This window comes from Ruegeria pomeroyi DSS-3 (genome assembly GCF_000011965.2).
In the GTDB taxonomy this organism is placed as follows: domain Bacteria; phylum Pseudomonadota; class Alphaproteobacteria; order Rhodobacterales; family Rhodobacteraceae; genus Ruegeria_B; species Ruegeria_B pomeroyi.
Genome location: NC_003911.12, coordinates 2,917,903 through 2,935,681, shown reverse-complemented (window position 1 = coordinate 2,935,681; position 17,779 = coordinate 2,917,903). Strand labels below are relative to the sequence as shown.

Here is a 17,779-nt window from a genome sequence, read left to right as displayed (position 1 = left end):
TGGCATATGAGGGCGCGTCAGCAGGGCGGCCTCAGAGCGCGTAGCGGATCACCATCCCGTCATAGGCGGGGGTGATGTGATCGGGGGTTTCGGCGGCCACAGTGTCGTGATCCAGGTCGATATGCATGTTGGTCAGCACCGCCCGGCGGGGCGCGGCGCGTGCGATCCAGTCCAGCGACTTGTCCAGATGCGCATGCGTCGGGTGCGGGGTCCGGCGCAGCGCGTCCAGCACCCAGCAATCGAGATCCTGCAACTCGGCCCAGGCCGCGTCATAGATCTCGGCCACGTCCGGCAGATAGGCCAGGTCGTGGATGCGAAAGCCCAGACTGTCGATCGAGCCATGGCCGACCCGGAACGGGCGAAAGGCGATCGGCCCACCGGGGCCGTCCACCTCGAAGGGGCCCGCGATGGTCTTCATCTTCAGGATGGGCGGATAGGGCGAGCCATCGGGTTGCACAAAGGCATAGCCAAAGCGCGACAGCAGCGCGTTCTGGGTATCGCCATCGGCCCAGACGGGAATGCGGGCGCGCATGTTGAACACGATCATGCGCAGATCGTCGATCCCGTGCACATGATCGGCATGGGAATGGGTATAGACCACCGCGTCAAGCCGCCCGGTGCCGGTATCCAGAAGCTGGCTGCGCATGTCCGGCGTGGTGTCGATCAGCACGGTTGTCACGCCTGCGTCGCTTTCACGCTCGACCAGCATCGAGCAGCGGCGACGGGTGTTGCGCGGATTGGTCGGGTCGCAGTCGCCCCAATGGCCGCCCAGGCGCGGCACTCCCCCGGACGAGCCGCAGCCCAGGATGGTAAAGCGCAGCTCGTCGCTCATGCGGCGGCCTTGAAACGGGCAGCCTTGGTGAACAGCCGGTCGAAGTTGGCCTGGGTGCGGGCGGCAAAATCGGCGTAATCCAGCCCGAACAGCTCGGCCCCGACCCGTGCGGTATGAGCGGTATAGGCCGGTTCGTTGCGCCGGCCGCGATGGGGCGGCGGCGCCAGATAGGGGGCGTCGGTCTCGACCAGAAGACGGTCGAGCGGTGCGGCGGCGAAGATATCGCGCAACTCCTGGCTTTTGGGAAAGGCGGCGATGCCCGACATCGACAGGTAGAACCCCAGATCAAGTGCGGCTCGCGCCAGCGCGGGCGAGGAGGAGAAACAGTGCATCACGCAGGAATAGGGCGCGCGCTGGTATTCCTCGGCCAGGATGCGGGCCATGTCGTCATCGGCGGCACGGGCGTGGATGATCAGCGGCAGGCCGGTTTCCTGCGCCGCGCGGATGTGAACGCGCAGCGAGCGCTGCTGCACCTCGGCGCTGTCGGCGGTGTAGTGATAGTCGAGCCCGGTCTCGCCGATGCCGACGAATTTCGGATGCCGGGCCAGCGCCAGCAGCTCCTCGACCGTGGCCATGGGTTCCTCGGCGGCGCTCATCGGGTGGGTGCCGGCGGCATAGAAGACGGGCGCATGCGCCTCGGCAATGGCGCGCACGGCGGGTTCGTTCTTCAGCCGGGTGCAGATCGTCACCATGCGGGTCACGCCAGCCCGCGCGGCGCGGGCCACGATCTCGTCCAGCTGCCCCTCGAAGTCGGGGAAGTCGAGGTGGCAATGGCTGTCGGTGATCTCGGGTGTGGTGTCGGTCGTGCTCATCGGCCCCAGCTGGCGGTATCCTGCATCTTGAACACCGTATCTAGGACAAGCGCTGCGGGGTCAAGGTTCACCGCCTGCCCGTGCCGGGCCCGGGCCGAGATGGTGGCCGCCACATCGGCCCAGCGGCGGCCGCTGTCGGGGTCGGGGGCGAGGCGGGCCAGAACCTGCGCCTCTCCCATCGCGGCCTCGGGCTGGGGGGGCATGCCGGTGGCCCCGCTGCGCGCCAGCCGTGCCAGCGCGATGTCGATGAGCCCCAGCAGCAGGTCGAACCGTTCGGCCGCGCCGCGCGCGGCGGCAACCTCGGCCAGCGCCAGCGCGCGCGGGCGGTCGAGTCGGGGCATCGTATCCAGAAGCGCGATCAGCTCGGCATAAAGCGCCAGACCATCGAGGTTCAGCAGCCGCAGCGCCCGCCCGACCGAGCCAGAGGCGAGTGCGGCCAGATGTTCGGGCATCACCTCGGTCCCGGCGCCGGCCTGTTCCAGCGCCGATTGCATGTCGGCGGGCGACAGCGGTGTCAGGCGCAGGGTGCGACAGCGCGAGCGGATGGTCGGCAACAGGCGCGAGGGTTGGTGTGAAACCAGAAGCAGCGTGGTGCGCGCGGGCGGTTCCTCGAGCATCTTCAACAGCGCGTTGGCGGCGCTGGTGTTCATCTCGTCGGCGCTGTCCACGATCACCACGCGCCGCCCGCCATCGGCCGCGCTGAGACCGAAGAAGCGGCCCAGCTTGCGCACATCCTCGACCACGATCTCGGCGCGCAGGCGCCCCTGATCGTTAAGCGAGCGGGTGATCGCCGCCAGCCCGGGTTCGGCCCCCGCCTGCATCCGGCGCGCAACCGGGTGTTCGGGGTCGATGTCGAGCGTATCGGGCGGGGGCGGGGCGCCGAACAGCCCGTCGTCGGATTGTGGCGGTGTGGCCAGCAGAAAGCGCGCGATGCGCCAGGCCAGCGTTGCCTTGCCCACCCCCTCGGGCCCGGTCAGCAGCCAGCCGTGATGCAGCCGGTCCGAGCCATAGGCGCTCAGGAACGCCTGTTCGGCGGCGTCCTGGCCAAACAGGCGGGGCGTCTCGCGCGGATGCGGCGCGCCGGGCGCCTGGTCCGGGGCTGGGATCTCGTCGGTCATCGGGTCCGGTTCAGATGGGTCAGAACGATCTCTGTCACATCCGCCGCCACGCTGTCCATGTCGCGATTGCCGTCGATGATGCGGAACCGGTGGGCATATTCCCGCGCCAGGTCGAGAAATCCGGCGCGCATGCGCTGTTGCAGCTCGGGGCCGAAATCCTCGAACCGTTCCTCGCTGCCTTGTCGGCCCTTGGCACGGCTCAGGCCGGTTTCGGGATCCATGTCAACCAACAGGGTCAGGTCCGGCTCGCGCCCGATCATCAGCGCGTGCAGCTGGTCGACCAGCTGGCGCAGATCGCCGCGCGATAGACCCTGATACATGCGGGTGCTGTCGGCGAAACGGTCGCAGATCACCACGCGACCCGCGGCCAGCGCCGGTTCGATGGTGCGTTCCAGATGGTCGCGCCGGGCGGCGGTAAACAGCAGGATCTCGGTTTCCGCCGACCAGCGGTCGGGATCGCCTTCAAGCACCAGACGGCGGATTTCCTCGGCCCCGGGCGAGCCGCCCGGCTCGCGCGTCAGCACCACGTCATGGCCCGCCGCGCGCAGGGTCTCGGCCAGCAGCCGCGCCTGGGTGGATTTACCCGATCCGTCGATACCTTCGAAGGTCAGGAACAGTCCTGTACCGCTCACATCGCCTCCGCCGGTCCGGCGTTGAGCTGGCGCAGCAGCAGGTTGGCGGCGGTCTTGATCCGCACAACGAAGCCACCCGCCGGCACCGCCTCGGCCGCAACCAGCGGGCGGCGGATTTCGGGCAGGTCGTCGGGCTTGATCACCAGTTCGGCCAGTTGCTGGCCCTTGGCGATGGGCGCGTTGATCGGGCCGTCATAGACCACTTCGGCCTCGATCCGCTTGTCGGACAGGACCGGCAGCAGCAGGCTCAGATCCTCGGCCGGCACCAGACCTACCGATTGTTTTGCTCCCATCCAGACCTGGGCCTGGGCGACCGGGGCGTCGGCGCGGGCGACGGTTTTGGTGGCAAAGTGGCGAAAGGACCAGTTCACGATCGCTTCGGCCTCCTCTGCGCGACGGGCCTCGCTCTCGAGACCGGTGAGCACGAAGATCACCCGGCGGTCGCCCTGACGGGCCGACCCCACTAGGCCATAGCCCGCCTCGGCGGTATGCCCGGTCTTGAGTCCGTCGGCCCCGATATCGAGCTTGAGCAGCGGGTTGCGGTTGCGCACATTCGACGGCGCGCGGCCGTCAAAGGCGAACTCGGTCTCGGCAAACAGCGGGTAGTACTCGGGGAAATCGGTGATCAGCCGGTTCGCCAGCACCGCGAGATCATGCACCGACATCAGATGCCCCGCCGCCGGCCAGCCGTTGGAATTGGCAAATGTCGAGCGGGTCATGCCCATCTGCTGGGCGCGCTTGGTCATGAAGCGGGCAAACCCGGCCTCGGTTCCATCGGGGCTGAGCGCCTCGGCGATCACCGCGCAGGCATCGTTGCCGCTGAGCACGATGATGCCGCGCAGCAGGTCCTCGACCCGCACCCGGTCGGTGGTATTGAGGAACATGGTCGAGCCGCCATAGCTCATCGCGTGCTGCGAGACCGGCAGGCGCTCGTCCAGGGTCAGGCGCCCGTCGCGCAGTGCCTCGAAGGTGACATAGAGCGTCATCAGCTTGGACATCGACGCGGGCGGCAGCGCTTCGTCGGCGTTCTTGGTCAGCAACACGGTGCCGGTGCTTTGATCCAGCACATAGGCGGCGCGGGCCGAGGTGTCATAGGCGAACCCGGGCAGGGCGGTCAGGGCCATGCCCAGGGCCAGCAGGGCGGAGCGGATGGTAAACGGCACTGGGAAAGCCTCCCGTCTTATTTCTTCACTGCATAGGCGTCCGAAAACCCGGTGCCCTGAACCTGTTTCAGAAGCGCGGTGCGTTCGGATTTCGACTGGGCGGGGCCGACCACGACACGCCAGAAGCTCTTGCCGCTGGTCGTCTCTTGCCGGATCGTCGGTACCATGCCCGCCGAGCGCATCTGATCGGCAGCGCTCTTGGCGTTGGCCTCGACGCTGAAGATGCCGATCTGGATATAGGGTTTGTCCAGCGAGGAGGCCTGCGCCTTGGGCTTGGGCGGCGTTGCCGGAGCGGGGGCTGCGGCCGGAGCCGGGCTGGGGGCGGCCGCCTCGATCGCGGCGGCGGCACCGGCCACCGGGTCAAGCGTGGTTTCGGCCACTTCGGGCAGCGGTTCGACCGCATCGGCCTGGGCGATGGTTTCGTCCAGCGGCGGTTCTTCCTGCACCTCTTCGCGGCGCAGCGCGGTCACGTTCAACTCGACCGGGGCACCGGCCAGCATACCCAGCGCGGCGGCGGCATCGGACGAGGCCTGGATGCGGGGGCCGGGAATCTCGCGCTCGCGCCGGAACAGGGCGCCGATCACGAACTTGTCGTTGGTGGCGTTGCGGATGATCACCCGCTCGGGTTCCTTGACGTCGGGATGCGCCACCCAGACACCGCCCAGCGAGGGGCGCCCGTCCCACAGACCGGCCTCGGTCACCTGGAACACCTCGGGTGCTTCGACATCGCGCTCGACCAGCTTGGTGCTGCGGGTTTCGCTGCTGGTGGCGGCCTCCTTGTCCTTTGGCTGGAACAGGGACAGGTTGGCGCCTTCTTCGCAACCGGCCAGCAACAACAGGCCAAGCCCCAGGGCCGGTAACCGGGTCAGCGGGCGGGCGGGTGGGCTCTTGCGGTGCATGTCGTACGTTTCCTTGCCTGTATCCGGGGCGCGCGCGGCCCCGCTGCCGGTTGTCCGGTCGTTGCGCTGCTGCGGGCGCAGGGGCCCGCTTTGGGGCGGATCATAACGCGCAGACCTGCCCTTTGAAAGCCTGCTGCACAGGCTTCGGCAAGTTTTCCCGATGGCCCTCTTGCCTCGCCGCGGGCGAGCGCTTAGAGGGAATGCGACCGGGGAGGTGGCAGAGTGGTCGAATGCGGCGGTCTTGAAAACCGTTGATGGTGAGAGCCATCCCAGGGTTCGAATCCCTGTCTCCCCGCCACTTGCCCTCGCGAAAGCGTTCTCCCGATCCGGCTACGGCCGGATTTTCTCGTTGTTTTCGAGGGTTATGCGGGAGGGGCTGAGCACCGCCGTCGGCGCCGGGCGGCCCGGAAGCGGTCTCTTAGGGGCGATATTCTCCGGACCTCATGACTGCGCGGATTTGGTGAATTTCTTGCAAGTAACTGAAAGCGGAAAACTTTTTGAGATCGTCCGCGAAGCGGTTCGACGTGGGTGGCGTTAGCGAGATGGAACAGAATTCCAACTTGCTACCGCCTTGGCGGCCTCACTCGGAGGCGCAGTCTGACATGCCTTGAGAGGCTTCCCAGTCAGCGTAATTGCGTCCGTCCGGGAGCTTCCAGAGGATCCGGCCATTGGCGCTCGCACCAATGACCGCCGCAGCTGCGGCAGAGGCAGACGTGAAGCTGTAGGCGCTTGTGAAGACAAGAAAATCGCCTTCCTCGCGGAGGACACCCTTCTCGACCAGAGTGTTCCGGAGCGTGACCGTCCCTCTCGGTATTGTTCGCGTCGTCCGGACCCTTGCCCTCGAACCTGCTGCGACGACGAAATCCCCGGAGGGCCCAATTTCCATCTCTGCCGCGAAGCCCTCGCCTCGGAAGAAGAACCGAGGGCTTTCATGGATTTCAGCCTCTGGCAGTTCTCGCCCTGCCGTCTGCTCCGGTGCTCGACCGCGGACTTCTCGGAAGAGATCCCAGCCCAGGGCTCCAACCAGCGTTTTTGTCTGATCCACGAACTCGTCCATGGCTGCGCGGTCGGGGAGTGGTAGCTTGCCCGCGTCGTCAGACGGCGTGCGCGTGTTGGGCAGGGTCCAGCGGGGATTGCTAACGACGCCCCGGATCAGGCAGGCTTCGACATAGCGCGCGTGGCTCTTGGTCAGGTTCTCGTCCTTGCTGATTAGCACGACCGTGTCGGTCCAAAATCCTTTGGCATCGCGACCGGCCTCATTCGAGTTATGATACGATAGTCGTGCGCCGACGCCTTCGGACTCGCCGATATACGCAAGCTGCCTGTCCTGCGCGTCTTCATCGGCACCGATGAGGATGTAGACGCCTGGCCGTTCGATCTCCGGGAAAGCTTCCCGAACCCGACGTAGCTGATTGCGTCGAAAGGCAATGGCTTGGATAGTTGACATCGAGATCTGTGCCACCCGAATGCCGTTCGGATCGCCGTCGAGAAGGAAAATGTTGATCGAGCGGGGCTTCATGAAGGTGACCGAATGATTGAATTATGCCGCCAATTTAGAATGGGCGTCAAAGAACACACGATTTTGTGCCAATGCCTTCAAAGTTCGCCACCTTTTTGCTTCAGCCAAGCTTTACGGCTTTCATAGTCTGGCATGACTGAACCGATCATTTTCCAGAATTTTTCTGAATGGTTTGGAACCTTGATGTGCACTAGCTCGTGCACGACAACATATTCGATGATCCTGGGTGGCAGCTGCATTGTCCGCCAGTGGAAGTTCAATGTCCCGTCCTCGCTGCATGAGCCCCACCTGTATCCAAGATCCATTACCTGGACGAAGCGCCCGGGCTCCACACCAACGATTCTCTTCCACCTCTGAACAGTCTCATTCAGGTAAGGATGTGCCGCCCTAGTATAGTATTCTTCAATCCGCTTGCCCCCCGAGGCAGCTTGCTCTCGCCGCAACAGAATCCGATCGCCCTCGAACCTGACGCTCGGCACACCGGTCACGTTCTTGGGAACATCGACGAGTTTGAGGCGATAGTGCTTCCCAAGCAGATGGAAGCCTTCACCATCCACAAACTCTGGGATCCGGAAAACGTCGTCGCGCGCAGTTTCGCCGTGCTCAGCGAGCTTTTGGTGAACCCATAATAGCTTTGAGGCTATAAGCCTTGTCGCCACATCTAGCGCTACTCCCTGCGGGAGATGGGCAACGAGAGATTTGTCTCGTTCGACCGTAACGCCGACCGTTCTCCGCCTTGTGCTTCGCTTAACTGAGAAGACGAGCTCGTCGATCTCGATCGTTTCGCTCATGACGTAAATGCCGCTCGGTTCGCCCTCGCTACCCCCATGCAGTCGGAAGCAATCGCGTCCAAGTCACCGAAATCGAAGATGCTGCAGTTGTCGAGATGCTGGAAAATCCAGCGCCTGGCCTCCTCTTGGCTTACCGGATTGTCCCAGAACCCTGAGACAGCGCTTTCCTCTCGTAAGTGCTGAACGATCTTAGCGGAAAGCTCTGCCAAGTCCGCATCTCGATCATCATTGCCATAGCGCAGGCGGAGGATGCCGAAGATCGGAGCTTCGGTATGAGGTTCAAGACCGTGGACCGAGAAGCCGCCATCGGAGCGAGCGGTAGCTTCGTCGATCAGCGCCTGAAGTTGCCGGGCAATCTCATCCCAGTCCTCGTGGTGGCTCGTGAGAATGCCCTCAAGGCGATCGCTGAGCGTTTTGTACTTCGCAGGGTCCTTCTCGAAGGAAATCGAGATGTGATGGCGCAAGGCGTTTTCCATTTCCGCCGCCTTCGCCCGACCGCTCGGTTTTCGCGCCACCTCGGCGGCAAAGTTCGGGTCTAGGATCTCGATTGGAGGTACTTTCGGATCGATGCCGTGCGCCGCGATGAAGGCATCGAGCATGGCTTGAACCTTGTGGGCGACCCCCCGGGCGTCGAGCGAACGATCGCGGTAAAGGTTGGCCGCAGCCTTGGCGATAAACGCAAAAATCTTCACGTCACGCGTGAATGGCCGTGCCTCGGGGCGCGGCATGAGGGCAGCGAACAAGCCGACGAGTTTCTTGACGAGAACGAGGAACTGAGCCCGGAACTTCTGGTCCTTCAGCTTGGCCACGCATGCGTCGACGAAGGCTTGCAGGTCGGACCCGAGGGTTATCCCGACATCGGAGAAGTGTTTGACCACTGCGTCACGCACTTGCCGCAGCTCCGGCAAGAGGTCTTCAGGCTTTCCGATGCCGCCGGTCAGATCGCTTTGGTCTTCCGCGTCGTAGATCGCCAAAGCGTCCGCGAGGTTCTTTCCGACACCGTAGTAGTCGACGACGATACCGAAGCGCTTGGCCTCCCCCGCCGTCCGGTTGGTGCGAGCGATGGCTTGCAGTAGCTCGGCGCCCGATATGGCCCGGTCGAGATACATCGCCTGTTCGACCTTGGCGTCAAAGCCGGTGAGCAGCTTGCTTTTCACCACCAGGATCGCGAGCGCGTCCTGGGACAGCGGCTTCTTGAAGCGTTCGATGCGCTGCTTCGTCTCTGAAACACCGCCCCAGGCCTTCAGATGGGGTAGGTCGTTGTGGTCCACGGATATGACCGCCGCGAACTCGAGCGCCTTGATCGCGCCCAGATAGGGCAGCGCCGTGGAGAGGAATGCCACGTCGCCGCCAGCCTCCTGCGCGTCTTCCGGAGCGATATCCTTCAGGATGTCTGCAGCGCCCTCGATGGCGGCAACGATCTCGTCGCGGGCGTCATTCAAGGCGTCGACGTACTGGACCGCCAACTCCCTGCTCGCTGCGACGAGCTGCGCTTTGAGGTCATTGGGGAGAATGTTGACGATGTAGTGCCGGAGCACATCGATCGCTTTGGCCTTCAGCGGGTCAGCCGCGTTGAGGACACGCGCACGCGTTGCGTAGCGGTCCTTGATCGCCTCGCGCTCGTCGGCCGATTTTCCGGCAAAGGTGGCGTCGAACAAGCCGTCCAGCGTGCCCTTGTCCGTGACGTCGGCCTTCAGCTCCCGCCCCTCGTAGAGGATTTTCACGATGGCGCCGTCGGCCTCTGCGTCCCGGAGGAGATAGCGATCGATGTAGGTGCCAAAGATCTCGCGCGTCTTCTTCTTGTTCTTCTCTTCGATCGGCGTCCCGGTGAACCCGATGCGCGCGGCGTTCGGCAGAGCGTCGAGGAGGTTCTGGTGGAGCCCGCTGGTGTGCGAGCGGTGCGCCTCGTCGATGAGGACGAGGACGTCCTCGCTCTCGTTCAAGACGGGGAACGCCTTTCGCTCGCCGATCTTCGCGACCAGTTTGCCGGAGCGCAGCTCGTCGGTCTTGGCTGGCAGCAGGTTCTCGCCCTTGGCGTCAGGCTGCTCGTCGTTCTCGGCCGCGAACACGATCTCCTGCTCATCGCCTTCGCCGTTCCGCTCCTGCAGCTTCTGGATCATGACGAACACGAGGTCCGGCTCCTGCCGGCCAAGATGCGTCTTCGCGCCATCGGCGTTCCGCGCGACCCGCATGACTTGGCCGGCCAGTTTCGCCGTCTTGGACAGCTGATCCTCCAGGTCGGTGCGGTCGGTGACCACGACCACCTTGAACCGTCGGAGCGCCGCGATCGTCCGGAGCTTCCTGACCAGGAACACCATCGTCAGGCTCTTTCCCGAGCCCTGGGTGTGCCAGATGATGCCGCCGCGGCGGTCGCTCATGCCATCCTGACGGCGGGTCTTGCCCTCCTGCAGGCGCTGCAGCGCGATGTGCACCGAACGGAACTGTTGATAGCGGGGCACCACCTTGATGCGGACGCCGTCGTCCGTCGTCATGTAGACGGTGAACGAGCGCAGCGCATCGAGCAGGTACTGCGGCCGCAGCAGGCCCGCCGCCATAACCTCCTGCTGCACCAGTTCCGTGCCCGGCGCCTTGCCAATCTCGCCGCACACCTCGTCCATCGCGGCGCGCGTCTGCTCGATGCCGACCGGCTTGACCGAGCGCCATGGGAGGAAGTCGTCCGGTCGGGCGGTGACCGAGCCGACGCGGGCGTCGTAGTAGTCGGTGGCGACGAGCAGGTGGTTCGTCCAGAACAACCGCTCCGCGCCCTCGTTCTTTTCGGGCACGCGCCGGTTGGCGTAGCGGCGCATCTGGTCGATGGCGGTCGCGATGGGGTCGGTGACAGCGGGGCTCTTGGCCTCGATCACCACCAGCGGCAGGCCGTTCACGAACAGCACGATGTCCGGCACGATGTACCCGCGGTCACCGACTGCGCCGGGCGGGTCCACGCGGAACTGGTTGACTGCGACGAATTCGTTCTCGTCGCCCGGCTCGAAGCCGATGAAGCGCACGCGGCGTTCGTGCTCGCCATCGGGGCCCGAGACATTGACGCCGCGCACGATCTTGTCGTGCAGCTCCTCGTTGATCGCGATGAAGTCCCGCGAGGTCGGCCGCTCGAGCAGCGAGATCGCCTGGCTGATGCGGCGTTCATCCAGCCATTCGGACCCGTCGTCGTTGCGGTTCAGGCGGCGCAGCGCGGCCTCGAGCCGGTCGCGCAACAGCGTCTGCTGGAAGGTGTCGCGCCCGAGCAGGTGATAGTCCTTGCGACCGGTGCTTGGGTCCTCGTCGGCGCCCTCGACATGGGTCCAACCCATGACGCCCAGCTGGCGCAGGAGCGGGCGTTCGACGACATTCAATTCGTCCAGACGGTCCTGTTGGCTCATTCGGCAGCCTCACGAATGGCCACCACAGGCTTACGGCCGGTGAGGAGGTCATCGCGCAGACCTTCGCGGAGGTTGGAGAGCTTTACGCGGGACTCCTTTTCCCGACGGATCGTGTCCCGTGAGACCTGTAGTCGCCGGACAATCTCTTCTCGTTCTTCACGCGGAGGGACCGGCAATTGGAAGTCTCGCAAATCTCTCCAATAGATGGCCGCAACCGATGTCGTTCCTGTGGCGAGGGTCATGAGTCTCGACTTTCCGCGCCCGTTCGCCATGTAGGCTGCTGCAAAACGGCCATCCATCTCTTCGGAGGGAAAGCGAATACGAAGGATATTATTGTCGCAGACCGTCCTTTGGTCGTCTTGGTCGTATGCCGCTGTCTTTCCGACAAGCTCAGGCGTGTTCCGCGTATTGAAAAGAAGATCGCCGTCTAGGAGAAGGGCATCCTTCCAATGGACAACTCGGTCGACATCGATCAGCTCGCAAGTCGAAGTATCCAGTGCGTCCCAGCCAAGGTTGCCCATCTTCAGAAGCCGCAGCTGATCCTGTCCATCGTTCGCACCCCGCGCGGCCGTTCCAAGAGCCAAGTCTTTGGCCATGCGCCCAATTGACTTCACGCACCATGAGTGTGGGAGCGGGCCCAAGTCGGTTTCGTGGAATTCCTCAAGTTGATCTGCGCGCCTGATCTCACCTGATTTGCTCAAGCCGAGAGTGGTCAAGTCGTGAACAAGCCCCTGATGTACTAGAAGGAGCTTCTCGATCACCGTGTCAGTTTCGAGGATCGCGTCATCGATGGCATCGAGGATGTCCGCGATCGTCGCTCGCTCTGTCGGGCTATGGGCCCTTATTGAAATCCCTTCGACGTCACTGTTCTTGAGGTTGTTGATTGCGCTTCCCGAAAGAATGATGTCGATGCTTCGCCGAAACTGCTCACCCTGAAATACGTGACGCAGGAACGCGGAATCGCTCTCGGTCTTCGGGTGAAATACTGAGCAGAAGGCTCCCACAGTGAGCGGCGCGCCGTACTCGCCCTTGTATCGCGCCGCCTTGCCAACAAGCGCCTTCGATCCGTTCGACATGCAAACGACAAGGTCGCCCTCTCCAACAGACTGAGCGGGTTTTACCAAGTAGCTCGGCACGATCTGTATCGATGTGAAATCTAGCTGCCCGTCTTGGATATTCGTGGAGCGAAGAAGAACCGTTCGATCCCGTCCAAAGTCCTCTTGCAGATGCTCTGGGCGATAAGAGACACCCCTGATCCCATCGGCTAGGTCTCCTATCCTGATCGTGGGATCTTCACGCATACCCGAGTTCCTTCAGGTATCCATCAAGCCGCGCCGTCGCGTCCGCCCTCCGGCTCCCGATCCTCGCGAGGCTGACGCGATACTTGTCCCAGAGACGCTCCAAGTCGGCCACCAGAGCGCCGACGCGGCGGACGCGGGCGCGCTCAAGCCGGTCGAGTAGTCGCTCGCGGTCGATGTCGAGCACCAGTTCGCGACAATCGTCGTCGTCCAGTTCGGCTCGTGCGGCCGTCAGCCGCTCGACGAACGCCGCCTTGAGCCGCCGCAGCGTGGCGCGCGCTTCCTTCAGCTCTTCCTTGATCGCCTCATAGGGTGCGAGCATGGCGTCGATGGTCTCCGCCTCCTCGACCAGCGGGGCGAGGCGGTGTTCGATCGCTGTCAGTTCGGCCTCGAACTCCCGCACATCCATGCCCTGCGCGCGCATCCAGTCGATGGAGCCCTTGGACGGCTTGCCGGTGCCCGTGGTCTTCACCAGCTCCTTCCGGCGCTTGTCGTCGTCCTTCATTTCGGCGCGCAGTTCCTTGCGCCGCTTTTCCAGCTCCTTGGCGAGGTTGCTGCCTTCCTCGGCTCCGTCCAGCCAGTCCTCGGCGCCCTCGACCCCGTCGCCGGTCTCCCAGGCTTCCTTCTCGGCCTTGATCCGCTCCACCTCAGCCTGCGCAGCGGACAGCTCGGTGACGTAGTCCGCCATGCGATGGCGCACGAAGGGATGGGCGAGCAGCTCCTCCAGCGTGACCTTGACGGTCTTCTTGGCGTCGCTGTCCTCGTCGTCATCGGCGTCTTCATCCTCCAGCGCCGAGCGCAATGTCTCGACCCAGCCGTCGACCAGTTCGGCGAACCCGTTCTCGACGATGACGCGCAGCTCGTAGCGGATTTCGTCCCACCAGCCCGCGATGGAGCCCATCAGCGCATAGCGGTCGAGGCAGCCGACCGGCAGCATGGCGGGCTCGAAGCTGTCGAGCATCTCGCGACGCAGCGGCATCAGGCGCTTGGTTTCGGGAAGCTCGGCCAACCCGGTCCGCGCCGACGACCACCAGGTATCGAAGGCCGCGACCATCTCACCTTGCCGCGTCGCAACGCCGGGGTTTGATTCGACCTGGGCCCTGATATCGGCACGCTTCTCGACGGCATCAGCGAACTCGGCGTAGTCGGTATCGCGGTCGACGAACGGCGTGTCGACGTCGAAGCCTTGTGCCTGAGCATGCGGGCGGATGCTCTCGATTTCCCGTTTCGGCACGCCCCCATGAAGGTGGGCGCGCACGTCGTGGGGCTCGGGCGGTGGGCTGCTGTCGGCATAGCGCCGGATGTTCAGGTTGCCAGCTTCGTCTTTGATGATGGCGGTGTTGTCGATGACCGCCGCGAAGCCGGGCACGTCAGCGAACGCGTCGTAGGCGCTGACGATCTTCTCGATGTGCTCCGGGTCGATGAAGTTCTGCGCGCGCCCTTCGCGATGCTCGCGGTCCGCGTTGATGAAGAGCACCTTGCCCTTGCGCGCGTCCGGCTTCCCGTCCGGGTGGCGCATCACAAGGATGCAGGCTGGGATGCCGGTTCCGTAGAAGAGGTTCTGCGGCAGGCCGATCACGGCCTCGATGCAGTCCTCTTCGAGCAGAGCGATCCGAATTTTCCTCTCTTCGCCGCCACGGAACAGCACGCCATGCGGCATCACCACAGCCATCTTCCCGGTCTGCTTCAGGCTGGCCAGCATGTGCTGGGCGAACATCAGGTCAGCCTTCTTGCCCGTGGTGGGGCACCAGCCGAAGCGGAAGCGGTCGCCGAACTGGATCCCGCGCTTGCTGTAGTTCTGACTGAAGGGCGGATTGGCGATCACCCGGTCGAATCGCATGAGGTGGCCGTCCTCGATATGCTTCGGATCGACGAGCGTGTCGCCGTTCCGAATGTCGGCGTCAGGGATGCCATGGAGGAGTAGGTTCATCCGGCAGATGGCCCAGACCGCGCCGTTGTCCTCCTGGCCATAGAGGCTCAGCCGCCGGCCGTCGTGCTGCAGGGCGTATTCGTAGCCCTGGTTCAGCATGCCGCCGCTGCCGCAGGTGGGGTCGTAGAGCGATGTGCCGCCCTGCGGATCGAGGATACGGACCATCAGCTGCACTACGCCGCGCGGCGTATAGAACTCGCCAGCCTTCTTTCCGGCAGAGTCCGCAAACTCGCTGATGAGGTATTCGTAGGCTGCGCCAAGGAGGTCGGGAAACTCGAAGTCCTCGTCGAGCAGGCGATACTTGTTGAAGTGACTGATGAGACGGCGAAGCCGCTCGTCCGGAATCTCCGACTCGCCAACCTTCCGGGCGAAATTGATGTGCCCCAGCACGCCCCTCAAGGCGTTGTGGTTCTCGTTTTCCAGCCCCTCGAGGGCCTTGTTCAACTCGTTGGCGACGTTGGCGTGGACGTCGTTCAAGAGTCTGTCCCAGCGGGCGACTGGAGGAACGAAGAAGGTTTTGGTGTAGGAGGACGGATGATCTGCGCGCTGCAGGGCCTCCGTTTCTGACCGGCCAAGCGCACGTTGTTCCTTCAGAATCTTCTCGCGCTGCTGCTCGAACACGTCGGAGCATCGCTTCAGGAACAGTATTCCGAAAATGTACTCCTTGAACTCCGACGCATCCATCTTGCCACGAAGGATATCGGCGGCCGCGAACAGGTGGCGTTCAAGTTTTTCGAGAGTTAATTTTGCCAAAGTCGCCCCGGTCATGGAATGAATGTGCGGGGCCTCGCACACCGTGCTGGATGCCCCAAACCTCCGATTCTACTAGCCGATTGAACAGCGCGAGGAAAGGACAGGCTTGTCGTCCTCGTTCGATGAGGCCGCTCCCATCGCGTCATGCTGACCGCTCCAGTCAAGCGGGAAGGGCCGAAGAACGCTCCCTAGCGTCACGTTCGGCCCCTGCTTGCCGTCCAGGATCGCCTCAACGATGTCGGGCGCGAGCAGGGTTAGGCTCAGGACGCGGGTCATGTAGGAGGATGCGATGCCCTCGCGCTCGGCCAATTCGGCGACCGTTGCGTACTCGCTCGACTCGAGCATGCGCTTCCAGCGGAACACGCGCGCCAGTGCCTTGACGAGTGTGTTGTCAGTCCGCCGCGGTTGCGCGGCGCTGTCCGGCAATTGCATCTCCTTCCGCCCGCCGCGTTTCACGACGCGGAACGGGATGTGGAGCGTGACAGTCTCGGGGATCGGCATGCCGCGTGTCATGCGGCTTCTCCGATCCCGCCGGACATTATCTCGCGCGCGAGGCCGCTCAGCCCATCGACGCGCTGCCGGACGTTCAACCCGTCTGTGCGCATGTCGACGCGCTCTACCAGCAAAGTCACGATGCGTGCCTGCTCGGCGGGGAACAGTTCGTCCCACAGCGGATCGAGCTGCTGCAGGGCCGCGCGGGCGTCGGATTCGGTTATGCCGTCGGCGTGGACGCGTGCAGCTTTCCACGTCCCCGCCACGATCTCCGGCTGGCGGAATACTGCACGGAGTTGGTCGATGACCGCAGCCTCGATCTCCCCTGCTGGCAAGCGGCCCACGGGGCATGACCCGGCACCGTGCTTCAGCACCGTCTGGCTGACGTAGTAGCGGTAGAGCCTGTCGCCCTTGCGAGTATGGGTCGGCGAGAACGCGGCGCCATCGGGACCGAAGAGTAGTCCCTTTAGCAGTGCGGGCGTGTCGGCGCGAGTCCGGGCGGTACGCTTGCGGGGGCTTTCCTGCAGGATGGCGTGGACGCGATCCCACGCTTCGCGGTCGATTATCGCGTCGTGCTCGCCGGGATAGCTTTCGCCTTTGTGGACCGCGTCACCGATGTAGGCGCGGTTGCTGAGCATCCGGTAGGCTCAGGACTCGTTCTCGGGTCATAACCAGAACAAAACGGTTGCGGCTAGCATGATCGCGGAGAAGAACGTTTCCGCGCACCGGTCGTATCGGGTGGCGACGCGCCTCCAATCCTTCAACCGGCCGAACATGATCTCGATCCGGTTGCGCCGTTTGTAGCGCCGCTTGTCGTATTTGACGGCCTTCTTGCGGGATTTCCGGCCGGGGATGCAAACCTTTATCCCCTTGTCTTTCAACGCTTCTCTGAACCAATCGGCGTCATAGCCCCTGTCGGCCAGCAGCCAACCCGCCTTCGGCAGACTGCCCAGAAGAGCCGCGGCGCCGGTATAATCGCTGACCTGCCCGGCGGACATGAAGAACCCGATCGGCCGCCCCTTGGCATCGGCAACGGCGTGCAGCTTGGTGTTCATACCGCCTTTGGTGCGCCCGATTTGGCGCCCGCGCCCCCCTTTTTCACGCACAGGCTCGACGCAGTGCGGTGTGCCTTGAGATAGGTCGCGTCGATCATGATCGTCTTGTGCTCGGCGCTTTCGGTGGCCAGGCCCACCATGATCCGGGCGAAGACCCCGTTGTCGCTCCAGCGTTTCCAACGGTTGTAGAGGGTCTTGGCCGGGCCGTATTCCTTCGGCGCGTCACACCAACGCAACCCATTGCGATTGATGAAGATTATGCCGCTGAGGACGCGACGCGTCATCGACGCGGGGCTTGCCATGGCTCTTGGGAAAGAACGGCTTCAGGCGCTCCATCTGGGCGTCGGTCAGCCAATACAGATTGCTCATCGATCAGATCTCCTTGCGGAGCCTGAATCACGCCAGAAGTATGAAATCAATGGGTCTGGAGCCTAAGCTATGACGTCGAGGACGGTATCGCTGTGATGACCCTGCTCGAAGCGCCGGTGCGGGCCATCGCCGAAGGCGACGCCTTCACCATCCGCGCAGGCTGCGACAAGCGGATCGAGACCTGCGGCGCCAAGTTCGCCAACACCTCCAGTTTCCGGGGCTTCCCGCATATCCCCGGCCAGGACGCGGTGCTGCGCTATGCCACCAAGGACGGTGGTCACGACGGAGGCGTGCTGTGAACACCGCCGATCCTGACAAGGTAATCGCGGCAGCCCGGTCTTGGCTCGGCACGCGGTATCACGACCAGGCGAGCTTGCGCGGCGTCGGTTGCGACTGCCTTGGTCTCGCCCGAGGGGTCTGGCGCGAAGTCGTAGGCCCTGAGCCGTTCCCGATCCCGCCCTACAGCCGGGACTGGGGCGAGACCGGACCGCGCGAGGTGCTGGCGATCGGCGCCCGACGCATGATGATCGAGATGTCGCCCGCCGACGCCGGTCCCGGCGCGTTGGTACTGTTCCGCATGAAGCCCCGCGCCGTCGCCAAGCATGTCGAGATCCTGACCGGGCCCGATACCTTCCTCCATGCATACGAGCGGCTGGGCGTGATCGAGGAACCGCTCACGGCAGCCTGGCGGCGGCGCATCGCCTTCGCTTTCCTGTTTCCGCAACGCTGAGACCTC

The 17,779-nt window shown here is 64.0% G+C and carries 13 protein-coding genes, 1 tRNA gene and 3 pseudogenes; 3 read left to right on the top strand and 14 right to left on the bottom strand.

Features of this window, described 5'->3' with window-relative positions; translation table 11 throughout:
• Positions 1 to 31: 31 nt before the first annotated feature.
• Genes SPO_RS13935 through SPO_RS13910 form a run of 6 tightly spaced genes read right to left on the bottom strand, consistent with a single transcriptional unit; the run spans position 32 to position 5,456 of the window.
• Positions 32 to 832, bottom strand: a complete 801-nt coding sequence (locus tag SPO_RS13935; protein WP_011048442.1) for an MBL fold metallo-hydrolase — start codon at positions 830 to 832, stop codon at positions 32 to 34.
• Complete coding sequence (locus SPO_RS13930) at positions 829 to 1,644, bottom strand: TatD family hydrolase (RefSeq protein WP_011048441.1); 816 nt, start codon at positions 1,642 to 1,644, stop codon at positions 829 to 831. The genes SPO_RS13935 and SPO_RS13930 overlap by 4 nt, the downstream gene beginning before the upstream one ends.
• Positions 1,641 to 2,762 (bottom strand): DNA polymerase III subunit delta', encoded by a 1,122-nt coding sequence (locus SPO_RS13925; protein WP_011048440.1) that lies wholly within the window; start codon positions 2,760 to 2,762, stop codon positions 1,641 to 1,643. The genes SPO_RS13930 and SPO_RS13925 overlap by 4 nt, the downstream gene beginning before the upstream one ends.
• Complete coding sequence (gene tmk, locus SPO_RS13920) at positions 2,759 to 3,394, bottom strand: dTMP kinase (protein WP_011048439.1); 636 nt, start codon at positions 3,392 to 3,394, stop codon at positions 2,759 to 2,761. The genes SPO_RS13925 and tmk overlap by 4 nt, the downstream gene beginning before the upstream one ends.
• Positions 3,391 to 4,518 carry a D-alanyl-D-alanine carboxypeptidase family protein gene (locus tag SPO_RS13915; RefSeq protein ID WP_051420451.1) on the bottom strand — a complete coding sequence of 376 codons (1,128 nt, stop codon included), beginning with the start codon at positions 4,516 to 4,518 and terminating at the stop codon, positions 3,391 to 3,393. Before SPO_RS13915 ends, tmk begins: the two co-directional genes overlap by 4 nt.
• A 56-nt stretch (positions 4,519 to 4,574) precedes the next feature.
• A complete protein-coding gene (locus SPO_RS13910; protein WP_011048437.1) occupies positions 4,575 to 5,456 on the bottom strand; it encodes an SPOR domain-containing protein in 882 nt (293 codons plus the stop codon).
• Between the two features lie 208 nt (positions 5,457 to 5,664).
• Between SPO_RS13910 and SPO_RS13905 the strand changes: the two genes are divergently transcribed.
• Positions 5,665 to 5,754, top strand: a tRNA-Ser gene (locus SPO_RS13905).
• Positions 5,755 to 6,036: 282 nt separating this feature from the next.
• Here the strand turns inward: SPO_RS13905 and SPO_RS13900 are convergent.
• The 8 genes and pseudogenes from SPO_RS13900 to SPO_RS22590 form a co-directional block, all read right to left on the bottom strand.
• Positions 6,037 to 6,975: a GIY-YIG nuclease family protein gene (locus tag SPO_RS13900; RefSeq protein ID WP_011048436.1), complete on the bottom strand. Its 939-nt coding sequence runs from the start codon at positions 6,973 to 6,975 to the stop codon at positions 6,037 to 6,039.
• A 77-nt stretch (positions 6,976 to 7,052) separates the two neighbouring features.
• Positions 7,053 to 7,766 carry a SprT family zinc-dependent metalloprotease gene (locus SPO_RS13895; protein ID WP_011048435.1) on the bottom strand — a complete coding sequence of 238 codons (714 nt, stop codon included), beginning with the start codon at positions 7,764 to 7,766 and terminating at the stop codon, positions 7,053 to 7,055.
• The gene (locus SPO_RS13890; RefSeq protein ID WP_011048434.1) at positions 7,763 to 11,146 is read right to left on the bottom strand and encodes a type I restriction endonuclease subunit R; all 3,384 of its coding nucleotides are present in this window, start codon (positions 11,144 to 11,146) and stop codon (positions 7,763 to 7,765) included. Before SPO_RS13890 ends, SPO_RS13895 begins: the two co-directional genes overlap by 4 nt.
• Positions 11,143 to 12,447, bottom strand: a complete 1,305-nt coding sequence (locus tag SPO_RS13885) for a type I restriction-modification system subunit S (RefSeq protein ID WP_011048433.1) — start codon at positions 12,445 to 12,447, stop codon at positions 11,143 to 11,145. The genes SPO_RS13890 and SPO_RS13885 overlap by 4 nt, the downstream gene beginning before the upstream one ends.
• On the bottom strand, positions 12,440 to 15,142 hold the full coding sequence (locus SPO_RS13880) for an HsdM family class I SAM-dependent methyltransferase (RefSeq protein ID WP_011048432.1): 2,703 nt from the start codon (positions 15,140 to 15,142) through the stop codon (positions 12,440 to 12,442). Before SPO_RS13880 ends, SPO_RS13885 begins: the two co-directional genes overlap by 8 nt.
• Before the next feature lie 57 nt (positions 15,143 to 15,199).
• A complete protein-coding gene (locus SPO_RS13875; RefSeq protein WP_051420383.1) occupies positions 15,200 to 15,640 on the bottom strand; it encodes a hypothetical protein in 441 nt (146 codons plus the stop codon).
• Positions 15,637 to 16,263: pseudogene (locus tag SPO_RS13870) on the bottom strand (recombinase zinc beta ribbon domain-containing protein); the annotation flags it as partial. The gene SPO_RS13875 and the pseudogene SPO_RS13870, both read right to left, overlap by 4 nt.
• 21 nt (positions 16,264 to 16,284) lie before the next feature.
• Positions 16,285 to 17,043: pseudogene (locus SPO_RS22590) on the bottom strand (IS5-like element ISSpo7 family transposase).
• Between the two features lie 80 nt (positions 17,044 to 17,123).
• On the opposite strand from SPO_RS22590, the pseudogene SPO_RS13855 reads away from it, so the two are divergent.
• Positions 17,124 to 17,342: pseudogene (locus tag SPO_RS13855) on the top strand (phage BR0599 family protein); the annotation flags it as partial.
• Positions 17,339 to 17,773, top strand: a complete 435-nt coding sequence (locus SPO_RS13850) for an NlpC/P60 family protein (protein WP_011048429.1) — start codon at positions 17,339 to 17,341, stop codon at positions 17,771 to 17,773. The pseudogene SPO_RS13855 and the gene SPO_RS13850, both read left to right, overlap by 4 nt.
• Positions 17,774 to 17,779 lie beyond the last annotated feature (6 nt).